At 64.0% G+C, this 20,853-nt stretch carries 14 protein-coding genes; 9 read left to right on the top strand and 5 right to left on the bottom strand.

Annotated elements, in window-relative coordinates:
- The first annotated feature begins 2 nt into the window (after positions 1-2).
- The 5 genes from flgL (at position 3) to ECTOBSL9_RS16075 (ending at position 6,104) form a co-directional block, all read left to right on the top strand.
- Positions 3-1,268 (top strand): flagellar hook-associated protein FlgL, encoded by a 1,266-nt coding sequence (gene flgL, locus ECTOBSL9_RS16100; RefSeq protein WP_063465908.1) that lies wholly within the window; start codon positions 3-5, stop codon positions 1,266-1,268.
- 93 nt (positions 1,269-1,361) lie between these two features.
- Positions 1,362-2,460 (top strand): peptide chain release factor 2 gene (gene prfB / locus ECTOBSL9_RS16090; protein ID WP_156500159.1). Its coding sequence is split into 2 segments (ribosomal slippage): positions 1,362-1,436 and positions 1,438-2,460, totalling 1,098 coding nucleotides; the frame shifts between segments, so codons are not numbered across the junction.
- Positions 2,461-2,533: 73 nt separating this feature from the next.
- On the top strand, positions 2,534-4,033 hold the full coding sequence (gene lysS, locus ECTOBSL9_RS16085) for a lysine--tRNA ligase (protein WP_063465906.1): 1,500 nt from the start codon (positions 2,534-2,536) through the stop codon (positions 4,031-4,033).
- A 9-nt stretch (positions 4,034-4,042) separates the two neighbouring features.
- Positions 4,043-5,209: a pyridoxal phosphate-dependent aminotransferase gene (locus ECTOBSL9_RS16080; RefSeq protein ID WP_063465905.1), complete on the top strand. Its 1,167-nt coding sequence runs from the start codon at positions 4,043-4,045 to the stop codon at positions 5,207-5,209.
- Between the two features lie 28 nt (positions 5,210-5,237).
- A complete protein-coding gene (locus tag ECTOBSL9_RS16075; RefSeq protein ID WP_063465904.1) occupies positions 5,238-6,104 on the top strand; it encodes an alpha/beta hydrolase in 867 nt (288 codons plus the stop codon).
- An 82-nt stretch (positions 6,105-6,186) separates the two neighbouring features.
- Here ECTOBSL9_RS16075 and pckA read toward each other — a convergent pair whose 3' ends face one another.
- A complete protein-coding gene (gene pckA, locus ECTOBSL9_RS16070; RefSeq protein WP_063465903.1) occupies positions 6,187-7,779 on the bottom strand; it encodes a phosphoenolpyruvate carboxykinase (ATP) in 1,593 nt (530 codons plus the stop codon).
- A gap of 272 nt (positions 7,780-8,051) precedes the next feature.
- Here pckA and ECTOBSL9_RS16065 point away from each other — a divergent pair, with 272 nt between their 5' ends.
- On the top strand, positions 8,052-9,836 hold the full coding sequence (locus ECTOBSL9_RS16065; RefSeq protein ID WP_063465902.1) for an ABC transporter ATP-binding protein/permease: 1,785 nt from the start codon (positions 8,052-8,054) through the stop codon (positions 9,834-9,836).
- A gap of 41 nt (positions 9,837-9,877) precedes the next feature.
- Here the strand turns inward: ECTOBSL9_RS16065 and ECTOBSL9_RS16060 are convergent, their stop codons facing one another.
- Both ECTOBSL9_RS16060 and queF read right to left on the bottom strand, forming a co-directional pair.
- Complete coding sequence (locus ECTOBSL9_RS16060; RefSeq protein ID WP_063465901.1) at positions 9,878-11,161, bottom strand: FGGY-family carbohydrate kinase; 1,284 nt, start codon at positions 11,159-11,161, stop codon at positions 9,878-9,880.
- A gap of 224 nt (positions 11,162-11,385) precedes the next feature.
- Positions 11,386-11,775, bottom strand: a complete 390-nt coding sequence (queF, locus tag ECTOBSL9_RS16055; protein WP_063465900.1) for a preQ(1) synthase — start codon at positions 11,773-11,775, stop codon at positions 11,386-11,388.
- A 111-nt stretch (positions 11,776-11,886) separates the two neighbouring features.
- Here queF and smc point away from each other — a divergent pair, with 111 nt between their 5' ends.
- Genes smc through ligA form a run of 3 tightly spaced genes read left to right on the top strand, consistent with a single transcriptional unit; the run spans position 11,887 to position 18,563 of the window.
- Positions 11,887-15,393, top strand: coding sequence for a chromosome segregation protein SMC (gene smc / locus ECTOBSL9_RS16050; protein WP_063465899.1), 3,507 nt, complete (start codon positions 11,887-11,889; stop codon positions 15,391-15,393).
- A 47-nt stretch (positions 15,394-15,440) separates the two neighbouring features.
- Complete coding sequence (gene zipA / locus ECTOBSL9_RS16045) at positions 15,441-16,487, top strand: cell division protein ZipA (RefSeq protein ID WP_063465898.1); 1,047 nt, start codon at positions 15,441-15,443, stop codon at positions 16,485-16,487.
- 21 nt (positions 16,488-16,508) lie between these two features.
- On the top strand, positions 16,509-18,563 hold the full coding sequence (gene ligA, locus ECTOBSL9_RS16040; RefSeq protein WP_063466256.1) for an NAD-dependent DNA ligase LigA: 2,055 nt from the start codon (positions 16,509-16,511) through the stop codon (positions 18,561-18,563).
- Here the strand turns inward: ligA and ECTOBSL9_RS16035 are convergent.
- On the bottom strand, positions 18,560-18,754 hold the full coding sequence (locus tag ECTOBSL9_RS16035) for a PA3496 family putative envelope integrity protein (RefSeq protein ID WP_063465897.1): 195 nt from the start codon (positions 18,752-18,754) through the stop codon (positions 18,560-18,562). The genes ligA and ECTOBSL9_RS16035 overlap by 4 nt on opposite strands.
- 243 nt (positions 18,755-18,997) lie before the next feature.
- The gene (locus ECTOBSL9_RS16030; RefSeq protein ID WP_063465896.1) at positions 18,998-20,773 is read right to left on the bottom strand and encodes a DEAD/DEAH box helicase; all 1,776 of its coding nucleotides are present in this window, start codon (positions 20,771-20,773) and stop codon (positions 18,998-19,000) included.
- Positions 20,774-20,853 lie beyond the last annotated feature (80 nt).

Genomic DNA, 20,853 nt, shown 5'->3' with positions numbered 1-20,853 from the left:
TCATGAGGATATCCACCAGCCAGATCTTCCAGAACGGCATCGACGTGATTCAGCGTCAGCAGGCCGAGATCTCCCGCACCCAGAATCAGCTGGGCACCGGGCGGCGCATCCTGTCACCCTCGGATGATCCCAGTGGCAGTGTTCAGGCCCTGCAGTTCGAGAGCCGCATCGACCAGACCAAGCAGTTCCAGCGCAACGGCGGCCTGGCCGAGCAGCGCCTGCGCCTCACCGAGGTCACCCTGGCCTCCGTGGGCGATGGCCTGCAGCGCATCCGTGAACTCTCGGTGAAGGCCAACAACGCCACGGAAACCGACGAAACCCGGCGCTACATCGCCGGCGAAATGCAGCAGGTGCTCAACTCCCTGGTCGATCTGGGTAACACCCGCGATGCCAACGGGGAGTACCTGTTCGCGGGTTACAAGTCCCAGACCCAGCCTTTTGTCATGAAGGATGGCGAGGTGAAGTATCAGGGAGATGATAATGCCCGGCAGGTGGACATCAGCCCCGTGCGCAAACTGGCGGTGGGGGATCCGGGTAATGCGGTCTTTGGGGATGCTGGTCTGCCCGGGGCGCTCAAGGATGGGAATGGGACCTTCACCACCCTGCCTGGTGATGAGAACGAGGGCTCCGGCGTCATCGGGGGCGGGAGTGTGGTGGATCGTAAGGCCTGGCAGGAAGCCGTTGACGCTGCGTCGGGTGAATTGAGCTACAGCGTTACATTTGCTGACGATGGCGAAACCTTCACTGTCCAGGCTTTTGAGAACGGTACGCCAGTTAACACTGCGCCGTTCGATGAGCTACCCGTGGATGCGCCGTTCAAGAGCGGGGAATCCATCGCCTTCAATGGCATCAGCTTCGATATCAAGGGTACTCCGAAAGTCGATGACGAGTTCACCATCCGTCCCTCGAAACCCCAAAGCCTCTTCACCGGTGTCCAGAACATCATCGACGCCCTGCAATCCCCCGTGGGCACCAGCACCGCCCCGGTGAACAATGCCATCAACCGTGGCCTGTCCGAACTGGACAGTGCCCTGGGCCATGTCCTGGATACCCGCGCCACCGTCGGTGCCCGCCTCAACGCGCTGGAGAACCAGGATAACCTCAACCGGGATCAGATCCTGCAACTGGAAACCACCATCTCCGAGATCCGTGACCTGGACTATGCCGAGGCCATCAGCCGATTCAACCTGCAGCAGGTGGGTTTGCAGGCAGCGCAGCAATCGTACACCCAGGTGGCGCGCCTGACCTTGTTCGATTACATCCGCTGATCGAAGGGTTGGGGATGAGGGGGCGGCGGGCACCATCCCCTCCAGCATGTTAAAATCCCCGGTTTTCCCAAACATCCGTCGGAAGGCCGCCCCATGCTGGAACTCAACCCACTGTTTTCGCACATCAAGGATCTGCAAGGGCGTGTGGACGCCCTGAGGGGGTATCTTTGACTTCGATACCAAGCGCGAACGCCTGGAAGAAGTAAACCGGGAACTGGAAGACCCCAATATCTGGAACGACCCGGACAAGGCACAGGCCCTGGGCAAGGAGCGTTCCCACCTGGAAGGCATCGTCCACAACCTGGAGCGCATCGGCGGTGGCCTGGATGATGCCCAGGAACTGCTGGAGATGGCCCAGGCCGAGGGCGACGAGGACACCGTCCAGTCCGTCCAATCGGACCTGGACCAATACGAATCCACCGTCGCCGGCCTGGAATTCCAGCGCATGTTCTCCGGCGAGATGGACGACTCCGCCGCCTTCCTGGAAATCCAGGCCGGCTCCGGCGGCACCGAGGCCCAGGATTGGGCCGAGATGCTGCTGCGCATGTACCTGCGCTGGGGTGAACGCCGTAACTTCAAGACCGAGCTGATGGAAGTCTCCGCCGGTGAAGTGGCTGGCATCAAGAGCGCCACAGTGCGCTTTGAGGGCCCCTATGCCTTTGGCTGGCTGCGCACCGAGACCGGGGTGCACCGGCTGGTGCGCAAGTCTCCTTTCGATTCCGGCAACCGCCGCCACACCTCCTTCACCTCCGTGTTCGTGTCCCCGGAGGTGAGCGATGATATCGACATCGAGATCAACCCGGCGGATCTGCGCATTGATGTGTACCGGGCCAGTGGCGCCGGTGGTCAGCATGTGAACCGGACCGAATCCGCCGTGCGTATCACCCACTTGCCCACCGGGGTGGTCACTGCCTGCCAGAACGGTCGTTCGCAGCACAAGAACAAGGACTTCGCCATGAACCAGCTGCGGGCCAAGCTCTACGAGCTGGAACTGCAAAAGCGCAATGCGGAAAAGCAGGCCATGGAAGACAGCAAGGCGGACATCGGCTGGGGCAGCCAGATCCGCTCCTACGTGCTGGACCAATCCCGTATCAAGGATCTGCGCACCGGCGTTGAGGTGGGTAACACCCAGGCGGTGCTGGATGGGGATCTGGACCAGTTCATCGAGGCCAGTCTCAAGAGCGGCCTTTGATGCCGCTCGCACCCTATTCCGCGGAGCAGTGTTGCCGCGTCATCCCGTTACATAGCATTCCATTGGCAGACTGATGAACGACCACACCCAGGACGAGAACAAGCTCATTGCCCAGCGCAGGGAGAAGCTGGGCAAGCTGCGCGAAGATAACGGCGCGGCCTTCCCCAATGACTTTCGCCGCAACGTGATGGCCGGCGAGCTGCATGCCGAGTATGGCGAGCGGGAGCCGGAATGGTTCGAGAGCAATGCCATCCGCGTGGCCGTGGCCGGCCGGATGATGGCCAAACGGGTGATGGGCAAGGCCAGTTTCACGCAACTGCTGGACATGTCCGGGCGCATTCAGTTGTTCGTGCAGCGGGATGAACTGCCCGAAGGGCGCTATCAGGAATTCAAGGCCTGGGACGTGGGCGACATCCTGGGCGCCGAGGGCACGCTGTTCAAGACCAAGACCGGAGAGCTGTCGGTGAAGGTGGACAGCCTGCGCCTGCTCACCAAGTCCCTGCGGCCGCTGCCGGAGAAGTTCCACGGTCTGTCGGACATGGAAACCCGCTATCGCCAGCGCTATGTGGACCTGATCATGAACGAACCGGTGCGGGAGATCTTCCGCACCCGCACACGCATCATCCAGAGCATCCGCCATTACCTGAATGCGCGGGACTTCCTGGAAGTGGAAACCCCCATGATGCAGTCCATACCTGGTGGGGCCACGGCGCGGCCGTTTGCCACCCACCACAATGCCCTGGACATGCAGCTGTTCCTGCGCATCGCCCCGGAGCTGTATCTCAAGCGCCTGGTGGTCGGGGGCTTCGAAAAGGTCTACGAGATCAACCGCAATTTCCGTAACGAGGGGTTGTCCACCCGGCATAACCCCGAGTTCACCATGCTGGAGTTCTACGAGGCCTACGTGACCTACCATGAACTCATGGATCTCACCGAGGACCTGCTGCGCACCCTCACCCGGGATGTGCTGGGCACCACCACAGTCAGCTACCAGGGCGAGACCTATGACTTCGGTCAGCCCTTCGAGCGCCTCACCGTCAAGGAGGCCATCCTCAAGTACAACCCGGATCTGACCGCGGCCGATCTGGAAGACGAGCCCAAGGCCCGCGCCGTGGCCGAGCGCCTGGGCATCCCCCTCAAGGATGGCTACGGCCTGGGCAAGGTGTGGATCGAAATCTTCGAAAAGACGGCGGAGTCACGCCTGCGGCATCCCACCTTCATCACCGCCTATCCCACGGAAGTCTCACCCCTGGCCCGACGCAATGACGACGATCCCTTCGTGACGGATCGCTTCGAGTTCTTCGTGGGCGGGCGGGAGATCGCCAACGGCTTCTCCGAGCTCAACGACTACGAGGACCAGGCAGAGCGCTTCCGCCAGCAGGTGCAGGAGAAGGAGGCCGGCGACGACGAGGCCATGCATTTCGATGCCGATTATCTGCGCGCCCTGGAGCATGGCATGCCGCCCACGGCGGGTGAGGGCATCGGCATCGATCGTCTGGTGATGCTGTTCACCGATTCCCCCTCCATCCGGGATGTGCTGCTGTTCCCCCACATGCGACCCGAGGCAGGCTAGGCTCCACCCATGACCCCGAACATGCCCGTGGCCCGCCGCATGGCGGACATCCAGCCCTTTCACGTGATGGACCTGCTGGCCCGGGCGCGGCGGCTGGAGGCCCAGGGGCGGGACATCATCCACCTGGAGATCGGTGAGCCCGATTTCCCCACCCCGGCGCCCATCGTCGAGGCGGGTCGTCAGGCCCTGGCCGATGGTCATACCCATTACACCCCGGCCACGGGCTTGCCCGCCCTGCGCGAGGCCATTGCCCGTTTCTATCAGGATGAATACGGGGCCCATGTGCCCCCGGAGCGGATCGTGATCACGCCGGGGGCCTCCGGCGCGCTGCTACTGGTGATGGGCGTGCTGGTGGACCCGGGCGCCCAGGTGATCATGGCCGATCCCGGCTATCCCTGTAACCGGCATTTTGTGCGCGCCATGGAGGGGGAACCGGTGGGCGTTTCCGTGGGGCCGGATACAGCCTATCAGCTCACCCCGGATCATCTGGCCGACACCTGGAACGAACGCACCGCCGCCGCCATGGTGGCCACCCCCTCCAACCCCACCGGCACCCTCACCGACGTCCACAGCCTCAAGTCCATGATCGACTTTGCCCGCTCCCAGGGCGGTAACCTGATTGTGGATGAGATCTATCAGGGGCTGGTTTACGGGGCTCAACCCATGACCGCGGCGGGCCTGTCCCATCAGGTCTTCGTGATCAACAGCTTTTCCAAGTTCTTTGGCATGACCGGCTGGCGTCTGGGCTGGGTGGTGGCCCCGGAACCCTATGTGCGGGAACTGGACAAACTGGCCCAGAATCTCTTCCTGGCGGCCTCCACTCCCGCCCAGCATGCCGCCCTGGCAGCCTTCACGCCTGCCTGCCGGGAGATCCTGGACGAGCGCCGGGAGGCCTTTCGGCAACGCAGGGATGTATTGCTGCCCGGCTTGCGCTCGCTGGGTCTGCGGGTGTCGGTGACGCCGCAGGGGGCCTTTTACATCTACGGCAACAGCACCGCCTGGGGCGAGGACAGTTTCGTGCTGGCCGAGCGCCTGCTGGATGAGGCCGGTGTGGCAGTCACGCCGGGGATCGATTTTGGAAACTACGGGGCACGCCAGCATCTGCGCTTCGCCTACACCCGTGATGTACCGGTGCTGGAGGCTGCACTGGAGCGGCTGGGGAAGTGGTTGGCCTGAGTGGTTTTGGCTGGTTACACTGGCACCCATGCGTACATTGATGATGGTGGTATTGATCGGGCTGGGTGCCTACGGGGCCTTCGTGGGCATGCTCTACCTCACCCAGGGGCAGATGGTCTTTCTGCCCATGTCGGCTCACAGCGCCTCACCCTCCGATGCGGGTCTGCCCTACGAGGAGGTCTGGCTGGATACCGAGGACGGGGAGCGTCTGCACGCCTGGTTCATCCCGGCCCGGGAGGGCGCGGAGGGGCAGGCAGGCGCGCAGTCCAATGAATGCCGGGCCCCCGTCCTGCTGTTCCTGCATGGCAACGCCGGCAACATCAGTCATCGCCTGGAATCCCTGGATATCTTTCACCGAATCGGATTGTCGGTGCTGATTCTGGATTACCGTGGCTATGGCAAGAGTAGCGGGTCACCCACGGAGGAGGGCACCTATCGGGATGCCCTGGCAGGTTGGCATCACCTGGTGGAGGAACGTGATTATGCCCCGGAAGAGGTGGTGATCTTCGGGCGCTCACTGGGTGCTGCGGTGGCCGCGTACACGGGGGCCCAGGTGCAGCCGGGCGCATTGATCCTGGAGTCGGCCTTCACCAGCGCCCCGGATCTGGGAGCGGAACTCTACCCCTGGGTACCGGTGCGCACCCTGCTGCGTTTCGAGTATGACACCCGCCGGGCACTGGAGCAGGTGGAGTCCCCGATACTGCTGGCCCACAGCCGTGACGATGAGATTGTCCCCCACTCACACCTGGAGCGGCTCAAACAGGCCGCCGGGCAGGCAAGGGAAGTATCCGTGCTGGAGATGCGCGGTGGCCACAATGATGGCTTCATGCGCAGCGGAGAGGATTATGTGCGGGGACTGGGGGGTTTTCTGGAGAAGTCCTTCGACTGCCTTTGAAAACAATAAATGGGGACGGATACCTTTTTAGGGGACGGATTAAAATCCGTCCCCTAAAAAGGTATCCGTCCCCATTTGTCCCTTACGCGCTTTCCGGCACCCGCGGTGCTGCCTGGCGAATCTCCTCGCTGGCCTGGTCCTCATACGTTCTGAAGTTGTTGTGGAACAGCATGGCCAGTTTCGCCGCCGTGTCCTGATAGGCCTGCTTGTCTTCCCAGGTGTTGGACGGGATCAGCACCTCGTCGGGCACGTTGGGGCAGGTGGCCGGAATCTGCACGCCGAAGATGGGGTCCTTCACCGTTTCCGACTTTTCCAGCGAGCCATCGTGGATGGCATCGATGATGGCGCGGGTGTGGGCGATGCTCATGCGCTTGCCCACGCCATAGGGGCCGCCGCTCCAGCCGGTGTTCACCAGCCAGACGCGCACATCATGCTCACGGATGCGCTCCGCCAGCAGTTCGGCATAGCGGGTGGGGTGCCAGACCAGGAAGGGCGCTCCGAAGCAGGCGGAGAAGGTGGCCTCGGGCTCGGTCACGCCCACTTCCGTACCGGCGACCTTGGCGGTGTAACCACTGATGAAGTGGTACATGGCCTGGGCAGGGGTGAGGCGGCTGACCGGCGGCAGCACGCTGAAGGCATCACAGGTGAGAAACACCAGATTGCGCGGATGTCCACCGGTGCAGGGGATCTTGGTGTTGGGGATGAATTCCACCGGGTAGGAGCAGCGGGTGTTCTCCGTGAGGGAGCTATCCTCGTAATTCACCTCGCGGGTGTCCTTGTCGTAGACCACATTCTCCAGTACGGCGCCAAAGCGGATGGCGTTGAAGATCTCGGGTTCGGCCTTGGGGTCCAGATTGATGGCCTTGGCGTAGCAGCCACCCTCGATGTTGAACACGCCCTGGTCGGACCAGCAGTGCTCGTCGTCGCCGATGAGATAGCGATCCGGATCGGCGGAAAGGGTGGTCTTGCCCGTGCCCGAGAGGCCGAAGAAGATGGAAACATCACCTTCCTTGCCTTCGTTGGCGGAACAGTGCATGGACAGCACATCCTGCTTGGGCATGATGTAGTTCATGATGGTGAACACGCCCTTCTTCATCTCCCCGGCGTATTCGGTGCCCAGAATGACGAACTCGCCCCGGGCAAAGCACAGGCTGACGCTGGTGGGGTTTTTCACGCCCAGGATGCTGGTATCCGCCGATGCGCGGCCAGCGTTGTAGATGACGTAATCGGGCTCGCCGAAATTCTCCAGTTCTTCCTGGCTCGGGCGGATCAGCATGTTGCGCATGAACAGGGCATGATAGGCCCGTTCGCAGATCACACGAATGCGCACCCGGTAGCGTGGGTCCCAGCCGGCGAAGCCATCAATGACATACAGGCGCGAGCAGGTGTTCAGGTGATCCACCGCCTGGGTGCGCAGGGCATCAAAGCTGGCCGCTTCCAGACCCACGTTGACCGACCCCCACCAGACGTCATCATTGATATGATCGTGGGAGACGACCCGCTTGTCCTTGGGGCTGCGACCGGTCTTGTCGCCGGAGCGGGCGATCAGGGCGCCCGTGGAGGAGATGGCGGTGCCGTGTTCGTGGGCGAGGGCCTCTTCGTAGAGGACGGCGGGGGAGGGGTTGCGCAGCACTTTCGCCACGCTGATGCCATGCTGATTCAGGCTGAAGGTCATGCAGATCTACCTGTGGGGAAAGGGGGGAGGTTTGAGACAGACTATTGAGATGTGTGGGTTAAAACAACAGCCGTAGAGGCCATTTTGAGTATTTCATTGATAAAAGGCACGTGGGCGCCGAGGAATCAAGGTCTCTGGCTATTGCCCTGAGGTTCGCTTCCTGACACGCTTTACGGTTTTTCCTTATAAGTATCTATTCAAAAGTGCTGAAGGCCTCGCGGCGCGGGGTCACATGAGGTGCCCTCCATGAGCCTGAAGTCGCTGTTGACCCTGTGAGATACCGTTCCGATTACGCCTATTCGGATCAGCGCGTGAACTGGCGGATCCTGCTCAGTCTGATCCCCTATCTGATGGAGTTCAGGGGGCGGGTGATCCTGGCCCTGGTCCTGCTCACCCTGGCCAAGCTGGCCAATGTGGCGGTTCCGGTGGCCCTGAAGTATATCGTCGATCATTTCGAGTCATCCCCCGGGACAGCGGTGATGGTGGTGCCGGTGGCCCTGCTGGTGGCCTACGGTCTGCTGCGCTTCGGGTCGGTGTTCTTTTCGGAGCTGCGGGACGCCGTGTTCGCGCGGGTGGCGGAGCGGGCCATGCGCCGGGTGTCGCTGCGGGTATTCGAGCATCTGCACCGCATGGATCTGGGGTTTCACCTGTCCCGCCGCACGGGTGGGCTGGCCCGGGACATCGAGCGTGGCACCACCGGCATCAGCTTCCTGCTGCGTTTCACCCTGTTCAACATCCTGCCCACCCTGCTGGAGATCGCCATGGTGGCGGTGATCCTGTTCGTGTTCCTGAGCCCTGGTTTCGCGGTCACCGTGGTGGTGGCGGTGGCCATCTATATCGCCTTCTCGGTGGTGGTGACCGAATGGCGCAACCGTTTCGTGCGCCAGGCCAACCAGATGGACAACCGCTCCAACACCCGGGCGGTGGACAGTCTGCTCAACTTCGAGACGGTGAAGTATTTCGGCAACGAGGGTTACGAGGCCCGCCGTTACGACACGGACCTGGAGGCCTGGGAGACGGCGCGGATGAACAATCGCCTCTCCCTGGCGGCCCTGAATTCGGGGCAGGCCTTCATCATCGCGGGGGCGATCACGGTGATGATGGTGATGGCGGCCACTCAGGTGGCCGATGGCAGCATGACCATCGGTGATCTGGTGATGGTGAATGCCTACATGATCCAGTTGTTCATTCCCCTGAATTTCCTGGGTTTCGTGTACCGGGAGATCCGCGAGTCCCTGATCAATATCGAGCGGGTGTTCCGGCTCATGGATCAGCCAGCGCAGGTGGTGGATCGCCCGGATGCCCGGCCGTTGGTGCCGGATGGGGGCGAGGTGGCCTTTGGGGGGGTGAGTTTCGGTTACGGGGCGGACCGGCAGATCCTGCATGAGGTGAGCTTCCGGGTGCCGGCGGGCCACAAGTTGGCCCTGGTGGGCAGCAGTGGGGCGGGCAAGTCGACCATCGCGCGGCTGTTGTTCCGTTTTTACGATGTGGACAGGGGGCGCATCACCATCCACGGTCAGGATATCCGCGAGGTCACCCAGGACAGTCTGCGAGCGGCCATCGGGGTGGTGCCTCAGGATACGGTCCTGTTCAACGATACCATCTATTACAACATCGCCTATGGGCGCCCGGATGCGACCCCGGAGGAGGTTCACCGGGCGGCCCGGTTGGCGCATCTGGAGGCGTTCATCCAGCGTTTGCCGGAGGGGTACGATACGGTGGTGGGCGAGCGCGGGCTGAAGCTGTCGGGTGGTGAGAAGCAGCGTATCGCCATTGCCCGGGTGATCCTCAAGGATCCACCCATTCTGGTGCTGGACGAGGCCACATCCTCCCTGGATTCCCACTCGGAGCAGGCTATCCTGGGGGCCCTGCGGGAGATCGCCCGCGAGCGCACCACCTTGGCCATCGCGCACCGGCTGTCCACGGTGGAGGACGCGGACACCATCCTGGTGCTGGAGCATGGTCGTGTGGTGGAGCAGGGTACGCATGATGCGTTGCTGGCGGCGGAGGGTTCCTATGCGGCGTTGTGGCGGCGTCAGCAGCGGGGAGAGGGCTAACCTGCGGTCTCGGGATTGGCGGGCTTAGGGCTCCTTTCCCCTCATCCCCAGCCAACCCCCAACAACGCCACCCCATACGCCGCCTCCGTCTCCCGGGCCGCCACCATGGGTACACCACACCGGATCTCCCGAATTCGGGTCCAGGCCGGATTCCGCGCGCCGCCACCCACGCTGCGGATGGAGGTCAGCGCGGGTGCCCCCAGTTCCCTCAACAACGCATACCCCTGAGCCTCGATGGCCGCGATCCCTTCCAGCAATCCCTGAAAGAACACCACATCACCCTCCGGACGGGGCGAGACCCTGGGCGCCATGGTCGGGTCGCAGACGGGAAAACGTTCCCCCACACCAGACAGCGGGTAGTAATCGAGACCGGTGGGTTCCTCGGGCCTCAGTCGCGGGGCCATGTCGGCCATCTGTTCATCGCTGAAATGCTGACGCAGCACCGCCCCGCCGCTGTTGGAGGCCCCGCCCACCAGCCAGCGGTCGTGCAGACGATGGCTGTAGATGCCGTATTGCGGGGCAAAGATGGGATGATCAGACAGCAGCTTGATGGCCAGGGTGCTGCCCAGGGAGGTAACCGCCTCGCCAGGGCGATCGGCGCCAGTGGCCAGGAAGGCGGCAACGCTGTCGGTGGTGCCGGCGATGATCCGGAGGTCAGGGGGCAACCCCAGTTGCCGGGCCAGATCGGGCCGAATGTGCGCCAGCGGTGTGCCTGGCGGTGAGACTCGGGGGAGAAGGTGTTCCGGTAAGTGCAGCCTGTTCAGCCATTGCGGCCAACGGCGTTCAACGGGGTCATGGCCCAGTTTCAGGCAATTGTTCTCATCGCTGTCACCGAAGCGGCCGGTCAGGCATCCCGCCAGCCAGTCCGCTTGGTGCAGGGCATGAGCGGCGCGCCCGGCCTGGTCCGGGTGATGTTCCAGCCACCAAAGCAGCTTGGCCAGGCTGGAACTGGCTCCATGGGCGCCGCTGTCACTGGGTGCCACCGCGGCGATGCGATCAGCCTGCATCCGTGCCCGGGCGTCGTTGTACATGAGCGCCGGCCCGAGGGGTTTGCCTTCGGTGTCTGTCAGCAGCAATGTGGCTGAGGTGCCGTCAATGGCCAGGGTGCGGGGCGGGCAGGGCAGGGTGGAAGCGAGTTGGGTCAGTACCTCCTGCAGGGCGGTCCACCAAAGGGCAGGGTCCTGTTCCACGGCCGGGCCGTTGCGCAGCGGGGCTTCAACCGCCACGGCGTGGCTGGTGATGAGTGCCCCATCGGGTGCCACGGCAGCCGCGCGACATCCGGAGGTGCCCATGTCGATGCCCAGGTGACAGGAGGGATATGGCATGGTGAGATGTTCGGGTTGGGGAGAGAGGGGTTTTAGTAACGGCGAAGCCACTCAAGCTCGGTGCAGATTCCCGGGGGTGGGTTCCTTACGGCGTCCCCGGGAATCTGCTGGCCCCAAGGTCAAGCCCTGGGAGTGCCGGCCGCGATATCAAACCCGGGCACAACCCGGCAGCCCCCGGAAAGATGCCGCCCCAACGCAGCCCCCGGGCACTGCCAGCCCCAAGCTCAAGGCAGTTTCACCTCCTCAGGCGCCACCCACTGCGGATCCCGGTGCTCCACCACCACCGTGGTGTACACCCCTCCGCGCACATTGAACTCCGCCGTCAGCCGCATGAAACGTGGCTGGGTCGCCTTGACCAGATCCTCCAGGATGCGGTTGGTCACCGCCTCGTGGAAGGCACCCTCGTCGCGGAAAGACCACACATACAGCTTGAGTGACTTCAGTTCCACACAGCGCTCATCGGGCACATACTCCAGTCGCAGCTCGGCGAAGTCCGGCTGACCCGTCTTGGGGCACAGACAAGTGAACTCCGGCACCTGGATACGAATGGTATAATCACGCGCTTTATTGGGGTTTTCAAAGGTTTCCAGTTGCTTACTGGGCTGGGTGGTCATCAGTATCAATCCAGTCTGATCGCGGCGCGCCGGGCGCCACCGCGAGAATCGAGGGTTCATGGGTTACAAGCCGTATAGTTTAGCGTTTTCTTCTGGATTCGGCAGTCCATCATGCGTTTGAGCAAGATCAAGCTCGCCGGGTTCAAGTCCTTCGTGGACCCCACCACCATTCCCTTCCCCAGTAACCGGGTGGGCGTGGTGGGCCCCAATGGCTGCGGCAAGTCCAACACCATCGACGCCGTGCGCTGGGTGATGGGCGAATCCTCCGCCAAGTACCTGCGTGGCGATTCCATGGAAGACGTCATCTTCAACGGCTCCTCCTCCCGCAAGCCCGTGGGCCAGGCCTCCATCGAACTGATCTTCGACAACAGCGACGGTGGTCTGGGCGGCCAGTACGCCCAATACAACGAGATCGCCATCAAGCGTCGCGTGAGCCGCGATGGGCAATCCCAGTATTTCCTCAACGGCACCCGCTGCCGCCGCCGGGACATCACCGACATCTTCCTGGGAACCGGCCTGGGTCCGCGCAGTTACGCCATCATTGAACAGGGCATGATCTCCCGCCTCATCGAGGCCAAGCCCGAGGAACTGCGCGTCTACCTGGAAGAGGCCGCCGGGATCTCCAAATACAAGGAACGCCGCCGGGAGACCGAAACCCGCATCCGGCACACCCGCGAGAACCTGGAACGCCTGCAGGACGTGCGCGACGAGGTGGAAAAACACCTCAAGCACCTGCAGCGCCAGGCCGAGACGGCCGAGAAGTACAAATCCCTGCGCGACGAAGAACGTCGGGTCAAGGCCGAACTGCTGGCCCTGCGCCTGCGGGATCTGGACCAGGAGGCCCAACGGCGTGAACAGACCCTGCGCATCCAGGAAACCCGTCTGGAAGAGGTGGTGGCCTCGCAGCGCCAGCAGGAAACCGCCCTGGAACGCGATCGCCAGGCCCTGCACGAGGCCAACGAGACCCTCAACCAGGTGCAGGGGCGCTACTACCGGCTCGGCGCCGACATCTCCGGCACCGAGCAGTCCATACGCCATCACAAGGAGATGCAGGAACGCCAGTCCCGTGAGTTGCAGCAGGCCGAACAGGCCCAGGCAGAGACCACGGGTCATATCCAGGCCGACGAAGAACGCCTGGTGGACGTACTCGCCGCCCTGGAAGACCTGGAACCGGAGCACGAAGTGGGCAGTGAGGCCCTGGAAGAGGTCAATGAGCGCCTCTCCGAGGCCGAGCAGGCCATGAACGACTGGCAGGGGCGCTGGGAGGATTTCAATCGACGTGCCGCCGAGCCCAGTCAGGTGGCCCAGGTTGAGCGCGCCCGCCTGGAGCAACTGGAGAACCAGATCGGTCAGCTGGACGCCCGCTATGGGCGGCTGGACGATGAACTCAAGGGCCTGTCCAGCGAAGGGCTGCAAGCAGAGATCGATGCCGTCGCCGAAGAGGTGGAACAGGCCCGGGAACAGGAGCGGGCACTGCAGGATACCCTTCAGGAAACGGCAGACCGTATTCAGGAAAATCGGGATGAGAGCCGCTCACAGGCCGCTGAACTGGAGGAATGGCGCCGCCGCCTGCAGGCGCACGGCGGTCGGCTGGCCTCCCTGGAGGCGCTGCAACAGGCGGCCCTGGGCAAGGAGGCGAAGACCCTGGTGGACTGGCTGGAAGGCCAGGGCCTGGACGGAGTGCCGCGACTGGGCGAGACCCTGGATGTGGCACCCGGCTGGGAAAAGGCGGTCGAGACCGTGCTCGGCCCGTTCCTGGAAGCGGTTTGTGTAAAGGACCTGGAGGCGGTGGTCCAGGTCACCGGCAGCCTGGAGCAGGGGCAGTTGGTGGTCTTCGAGGAAGCTGCAGAGGCCCCCACCGAAGCCACCGGGGGCGACCTGCTGATGGACCGGATCACCTCGCGCCTGCCCATCAGCGCGTTGCTGAGGGGCATTCGTACCGCCCCGGATCTGGACGCCGCCCTGGCCCTGCGCCCGCGTCTTGAGCCTCACGAATCCGTGATCACACCCGATGGCCTGTGGCTGGGCCCACGGTGGCTGAGGATCGCTCGGGATCATGACGAGCACGCCGGGCTACTGGCCCGCGACAAGGAAATCCGCAGCCTCAAGGAGGAAATCGAGACCCTCAAGGCGTCCGTCGACACCCGCCAGACCCTGATCGAGGATCAGCGGGAGGCCCGGCGCGAACTGGAAGGTGAACGGGATCGGTTGCAGCAGGAGGTCAATCGGGCCCACCGCTCGGTGTCCGACCTGCAGGCCCAGCTCAGCAACCGCCAGACCCGTCTGGAGCAGATGGAAACCCGCATCCAGCGCGTGTCCGACGAGATGGCGGATATCCGTCAGACCCGCGAGCGCGACGCGCAGGCCCTGCAGCAGGCCACCCGCAAGCGCAACGAAGCGGTCTCGCAGATGGAGGCCCTGGCCCGGGAGCGGGAAGGGCTGGATGCGGAACGGGATACCCTGCGCCAAAGCCTGGAGGCGGTACGCAGCGAGGCTCGCACGCGACGCGACGCGGTTCACCAGGTGGCCCTGCAGGTGCAATCCCTCACGGCGTCACGGGATGCCACCCAGCAGAGCCTCACCCGCATGCGCAGCCAGGCCTCACAACTGGAACTGCGCCTGGAGACCCTGCGCGAATCCCTGGATGCCTCTGGCGAGCCCATCGTGGAACTGGAAACCACCCTGGAGACCCTGGTCAGCGAGCGCGTGGCCCTGGAGGACGAACTGGCCCGGGCGCGAGCCCAGGTGCAGTCCCTGGAGGCCCGGATGCGCGAGACGGATCAGGCGCGGGTCACCCAGGAGCGGGAGGCGGAATCCCTGCGCCAGGGCCTGGATGAATTGCGCATGGCCTGGCAGGAGATTAAGGTTCGAAGGCAGACCAGTCTGGAACAACTGCAGGAGAGCGGGTTCGAAGCCGACACCCTGCTGGCACAACTGGACGCCGAGGCCGGTGTGGAGGCCTGGCAGGCGCGGGCCGATGATCTGGCCCAGCGTATTCAGCGCCTGGGGGCCATCAACCTGGCGGCCATCGACGAATACCGGGAGCAGCGCGAGCGCAAACAGTATCTGGACAATCAGTACGCGGATCTGGTGGAGGCCCTGGAAACCCTGGAAAATGCGATTCAGCGCATCGACCGGGAGACACGGTCCCGTTTCCGGGAGACCTTTGAACGGGTGAACGTGCGTCTCAAGGAGATGTTTCCGCGCCTGTTCGGGGGCGGCCAGGCCCACCTGGAGATGACCGGCGACGATCTGCTCACCACCGGGGTGGCGGTGCTGGCGCGTCCTCCTGGCAAGCGACTGTCCACCATCCATCTGATGTCCGGTGGTGAGAAGGCGCTCACAGCAGTGGCCCTGGTATTTGCCATCTTCGAGCTTAACCCGGCACCCTTCTGCATGCTGGATGAAGTGGACGCGCCGCTGGACGAGGCCAACGTGGGTCGTTTCTGTGACCTGGTGAGGGAGATGTCGGAACGTGTGCAGTTCATCTTCATCACCCACAACAAGGCCACCATGGAAATGGCCGATCAGCTCATTGGCGTGACCATGCGGGAGCCGGGTGTGTCGCGGCTGGTCACAGTGGATGTGGAAGAGGCGGCGCAGATGGCCATTGGCTGATCGGCACGGCACCCTTTGAAACCGAATACAGAGACAGGACCGGGGAGATGGATACGTTGCGTTGGATTCTACTGTTACTGGGGATCATGATCCTGGCCGGGATCTACCTGGCCGGGCGCGTTCGCCAGCCGCGTCGTCCCCGTGATCTGGACGACGACGGGATGGATGCGGACGAATTGGAGCACGTGCATATTCGTGCTGACGAGGGCTTCACGCCGTCGTCTTCGCGGGCAGAGGGGCAGTCCGTGGATGAGGACCCCCTGGCGTCGCAGCGCAAGGAGCCCGTTTTTGACGAGGTGGGCGTGGGTGAGGTGCGGGTGGTTCACCGTGATGAACCCCGGAAGGATGACGCCGAGCCCTTTTTGGGCCAGGAAGCGTCGCCGGATTCGGCCTCCGCTTCGGAAAAACCTGAGTCCGTGACCACCGAGCGCCCGGCCCGGCCGATGCGCTCCCGCGGCCACGGCGGCGCAAGTCGGCGCCCCCGTGGCGGGAAGGCGAGTCTGCTCGCCCGACTCAAGGGCAGCCTCCCGAAGCCTTCCATGCCCGCCATCAAGGCGCCGCGCATGCCCGACCTGGGCCAGTTTTTCCGTGGCCGCAAGGCCGGCTCAAGTCAGTCGGACGCGGCGTTGGCTGAAGAGAATGAAGCCGGATCCACCACGCAACCGGAGGCCGATGACAAGATCATTGTCCTGCATGTGGTGGCTCCGAATCAGGATCGGTTCCTGGGCGTGAACCTGCAGGCGGCCCTGGCCGACATGGGCCTGCAGCATGGGGATCTGGGTATTTATCATCTGAACGTCTCTGACGGTCAGCGCAACTTCACCCTGTTCAGCCTGGCCAATATGGTCAAGCCGGGCACCTTTGACCCGGAGACCATGGACGAATTCACCACCCCGGGCGTGAGCCTGTTCCTGCGCTTGCCGGGACCCTGTGATCCCCTGGAAAGCTTCGATGCCATGCTCACCTGTGCCGAGAAGCTGGCGGAGCGCCTGAACGGACAGGTGCTGGACGCCTCCCGCAGCGCAGTGACGCCCCAGGGCAACCAGCACACCCGGGAGGATATCCGGCAGTGGAAGCTGCGCAGGGGGCTGTGATCGCAAGTGACGCGCAAACTGATGAATGATGCCGTACCCGAGGCCGCCCGGGAGAAGGTGGCGGCCCTGCGCAGCCAGCTGGACCATCATGATTATCGCTACTACGTCCTGGACGACCCGGAGATACCGGATGCCGCCTATGACCAGTTGATGCGTGAGCTGCAGGCCCTGGAGGCCGAATACCCCGACCTGGTCACGCCCGACTCACCCACCCAGCGGGTGGGCGGATCCCCCCTGCAGGCCTTTCCCGAGGCCCGCCACCTGCTGCCCATGCTCTCACTGGACAATGCCTTCGAGGAGGCCGAGGTGCAGGCCTTTGATCAGCGCCTGCGCGAACGCCTGGACACCCACGACACCCTGGACTATGCGGTGGAGCCCAAGCTGGATGGCCTGGCGGTGAGCCTGCTCTATGAGCACGGCCAGCTGGTGCGCGGCGCCACCCGGGGGGATGGCACCACCGGCGAGGACATCACCTCCAATATCCGCACCATTCGCGCCATCCCCTTGAGGCTTCAGGGCGAGGATCATCCGCCCCGTATGGAGATTCGGGGGGAAGTCTATATGGAGAAGGCTCGCTTTGAGGAGCTGAATGCGCGGGCCCGGGAGAACGGCGGCAAGGTCTTCGTGAATCCCCGTAATGCCGCTGCCGGCAGCCTGCGGCAGTTGGACCCCCGGATCACCGCTGAACGTCCCCTGTCCTTCTTTGCCTATGGCGTGGGGCATGTGGAGACAGGCAGCCTGAGCGACACCCAGGGCGGGACCCTGGATCAACTGGCCCGCTGGGGCCTGCGGGTCTGTCCGGAGCGAGACGTGGTCCGCGGCGGCGAAGGTTGCCTGGAATACTACCAGCGGATCCGCGAGGCCCGGGATGCACTGCCCTACGAGATCGACGGGGTGGTGTACAAGGTCAATTCCCTTCGCCTGCAGCAGGAACTGGGCTTCGTCTCCCGGGCGCCGCGCTGGGCCATCGCCCACAAATACCCGGCCCAGGAGCAGATCACGGTGCTCAGGGATGTGGAGTTCCAGGTAGGCCGCACCGGGGCGGTGACCCCGGTGGCCCGCCTGGAGCCGGTCTTCGTGGGGGGCGTGACGGTGAGCAATGCCACCTTGCATAACATGGACGAGGTGCTGCGCAAGGACGTGCGCATCGGCGACACGGTGATCGTGCGCCGCGCCGGGGATGTAATCCCCGAGGTGGCAGGGGTGGTGAAGGATCGTCGTCCCGAGGATGCCCGCGCCATCGTCATGCCCGAGACCTGCCCGGTGTGCGGTTCATCGGTGGTCAGGCCCGAAGGGGAGGCGGTGTCCCGCTGCTCCGGTGGGCTTTACTGTGGTGCCCAGCGCCGCGAGGCCATCAAGCATTTCGCCTCCCGCCGGGCCCTGGACATCGAGGGCCTGGGGGACAAGCTGGTGGAGCAGCTGGTGGACCAGGGCCTGGTGGATCATGTGGATGGTCTTTACGCCCTGGATACCGCTAGCCTGGCGGGTCTGGAGCGCGTGGGCGAGAAATCGGCGGCCAATCTGGTGGCCGCCCTGGAGAAGAGCAAGCAGACCACCCTGGCCCGGTTCATCTTTGCCCTGGGCATCCGCGAGGTGGGCGAGGCCACGGCCCGGGGCCTGGCCGGCCATTTCGGCAGTCTGGATGCCCTGATGGCGGCGGATGCCGACACCCTGATGCAGGTGCCGGACGTGGGGCCCAAGGTGGCCGAGCATGTCTCGGCATTCTTCTCCCAGGCGCATAACCGGGAGGTCATCCAGGCCCTGCGGGCAGCGGGTGTGCGCTGGGATGAGCACGAACCCGCCGCCCAGCCATCGGAGGAGGATCAGCCCCTGGCCGGTTGCACCTATGTGCTCACCGGCACCCTGTCATCCATGACCCGGGATGAGGCCGGCGCCCGCTTGCGGGCGCTGGGGGCCAAGGTGTCGGGCAGTGTGTCCAAGAAGACCACGGGAGTGATCGCGGGGGACGCCGCCGGCTCCAAGCGCGACAAGGCGGAACAGCTGGGGGTGCCGGTGCTGGACGAGGCGGCGTTGATGCAATTGCTGGGGGAGGGGGCGTCGGAACGGGGCGCTTAGTGCCAGTCCCATTCTCCGTCGTTCAGGGGGGCGTCGTCGAAGGTGTCTTCCAGTCGGCGGCGCAGGGCCTTGCGTTCCAGGTACAGTTCCAGGGAACGCCGGGCCGACAGACGCGTCGGAGACTCCGGGTCCTGCCAGTCAAAAGCGGGTTCGTCGTCGTCTGCCAGAAAGGCATCAGGGGACAGGCTCATGTTGATGAGATCTCCAGGATCGTGGTTGTTGAGCGAGCCTTATAAACCTTTCTCCGGAATCTGCAAGACGATTATTTTTATTGACCACCCCAAGTTGGATTGATGCCTGGGTGTCGTATGGAGCACCCACGAAAAAGGGCCGCTCACCGATGGTGAGCGGCCCTTTAAAACTCAGGTTCAGCCACAAACACTCCCTTCTCCCTCAGGGGGAGAAGGGTTCATCAGGGCATCAGGCCCGATGGATCAGGACCGCCGGGCTTGCCGACGTGGACCTGCCTTGCGAGGCGTGTTGAAGCGGCGAGGTGCACCACGGTCCGGGGAGGCATCATTGATGGGGCGCAGCCCCAGTTTCTGACCACAGACCCAGACCTTCTTCAGATGATTCAGCAGCGCCGGGGGCATCTGCGCAGGCAGATCCACCGTGGCGTGGTCTTCACTGATGTCGATCTTGCCGATGTGGGAATTGTCCAGCCCGCCCTCATTGGCGATGGCACCCACCAGGTTACCTGGCTTGAGGCCGTGTTGATGGCCAACGTCCACCAGGAAGCGCTGCATGCCCTCATCCACTGCTGCCTGTCCACGACTGCCGCCACCTTCGCGCTTGCGCTTGGGCGGACGCTGTCCACCGTCCATGCTCCGCTCGCGGCCCTTGCGGGGGCCTCGTTCCGGTGCGGGCGGGGCCATTTCCCGGCTCTCATCCAGCAGCAGCGGGGTATCACCCTGGGCCATATGGGCCAGGGCAGCTGCCACGTTCATGGGGTCGGCATCGTTTTCCTTCACGTACTCGGCCACCAGGTTCTGGAAGAACTCCAGGTCCTGGCCGCCCAGGGTGTCGGCGATCTGCTGGCGGAAGCGTTCCACGCGACGCTCGTTCACGTCCCGGGTGGTGGGCATGTGCATGGCCTCGATCGGCTGGCGCGTGGCCCGCTCGATGGCCTGCAGCATGCGCTGTTCGCGGGGTGCCACAAACAGGATGGCCTCACCCGGGCGACCGGCGCGGCCCGTGCGACCGATGCGGTGCACGTAGGATTCCGTGTCATGGGGGATGTCGTAGTTGACCACATGGCTGATGCGCTCCACGTCCAGACCCCGCGCGACCACATCAGTGGCCACGACGATGTCCAGCTGGCCGCGCTTGAGGCGTTCCACCACCCGCTCGCGCAGGTTCTGCGGGATGTCGCCGTTCAGGGCTTCGCAGGCATGGCCGCGGGCAGCCAGCTTCTCGGCCAGCTCCACCGTTTCGGTCTTGGTGCGCACGAACACCAGCATGGCGTCAAAGTCTTCATGCTCCAGCAGGCGCGTGAGGGCGTCCAGCTTGTGCAGGCCACTGACCCGCCAGTAGCGCTGGCGGATGGTGGACGCCGTGCTGGTGGTGGAGGCGATACGCACTTCCTGAGGAGATTTCAGGTGCTTGCGGGCCACCTTGCGGATCACGTCGGGCATGGTGGCGGAGAACAGGGCCAGCTGACAGGTGGCCGGGGTCTGTTCCAGCACCCATTCCACATCGTCGATGAAACCCATGCGCAGCATCTCGTCGGCCTCGTCCAGCACCAGGGCCGTGAGGTTGTCGAGTTTCAGGGTGCCCCGGCGCATGTGATCCATCACACGACCTGGCGTGCCCACGATCACCTGGGCGCCGCGCTTGAGTTGGCGCAGCTGCACGGTGTAGGACTGCCCGCCATAGATGGGCAGCACGTGGAAGTCGGGCAGGTGCCGGGCGTAGGTCTCGAAGGCCTCTGCCACCTGGATGGCCAGTTCCCGGGTGGGGGCCAGCACCAGGATCTGAGGGTACTGGATGTTGGGGTTCAGCTTGGCCAGCAGCGGCAGGGCAAAGGCTGCCGTCTTGCCGGTACCGGTCTGCGCCTGGCCCAGCAGATCCTGACCGGAGAGCAGTACGGGGATGCTCTGGGCCTGGATCGGCGTCGGCTCTTCGTAGCCGCTCTCGTCGAGGGATTTAAGGATGGGTGCGGGCAAGCCCAGCGCCGCAAATGCGGCTGGGGTAAGATGTTCCTGATTCAATGTGATGACCTGTGGAAGAGTAGGAAGGGAGGGGCACTGATCACGAACACGTGCCTGTAATGCACTGGGCCCCCGGATCT

The organism is Ectothiorhodospira sp. BSL-9, assembly GCF_001632845.1.
GTDB lineage: Bacteria > Pseudomonadota > Gammaproteobacteria > Ectothiorhodospirales > Ectothiorhodospiraceae > Ectothiorhodospira.
This window is presented reverse-complemented; position numbering and strand designations above follow the sequence as displayed.

Bases quoted from the DNA above. Each gene is read 5' to 3' on its own strand.
- ECTOBSL9_RS16075 (WP_063465904.1), top strand. From the start codon at position 5,238: ATGCGTACATTGATGATGGTGGTATTGATCGGGCTGGGTGCCTACGGG.
- pckA (WP_063465903.1), bottom strand. From the start codon at position 7,779: ATGACCTTCAGCCTGAATCAGCATGGCATCAGCGTGGCGAAAGTGCTG.
- queF (WP_063465900.1), bottom strand. From the start codon at position 11,775: ATGACCACCCAGCCCAGTAAGCAACTGGAAACCTTTGAAAACCCCAAT.
- flgL (WP_063465908.1), top strand. From the start codon at position 3: ATGAGGATATCCACCAGCCAGATCTTCCAGAACGGCATCGACGTGATT.
- ligA (WP_063466256.1), top strand. From the start codon at position 16,509: ATGAATGATGCCGTACCCGAGGCCGCCCGGGAGAAGGTGGCGGCCCTG.
- smc (WP_063465899.1), top strand. From the start codon at position 11,887: ATGCGTTTGAGCAAGATCAAGCTCGCCGGGTTCAAGTCCTTCGTGGAC.
- ECTOBSL9_RS16035 (WP_063465897.1), bottom strand. From the start codon at position 18,754: ATGAGCCTGTCCCCTGATGCCTTTCTGGCAGACGACGACGAACCCGCT.
- lysS (WP_063465906.1), top strand. From the start codon at position 2,534: ATGAACGACCACACCCAGGACGAGAACAAGCTCATTGCCCAGCGCAGG.
- ECTOBSL9_RS16080 (WP_063465905.1), top strand. From the start codon at position 4,043: ATGACCCCGAACATGCCCGTGGCCCGCCGCATGGCGGACATCCAGCCC.
- zipA (WP_063465898.1), top strand. From the start codon at position 15,441: ATGGATACGTTGCGTTGGATTCTACTGTTACTGGGGATCATGATCCTG.
- ECTOBSL9_RS16060 (WP_063465901.1), bottom strand. From the start codon at position 11,161: ATGCCATATCCCTCCTGTCACCTGGGCATCGACATGGGCACCTCCGGA.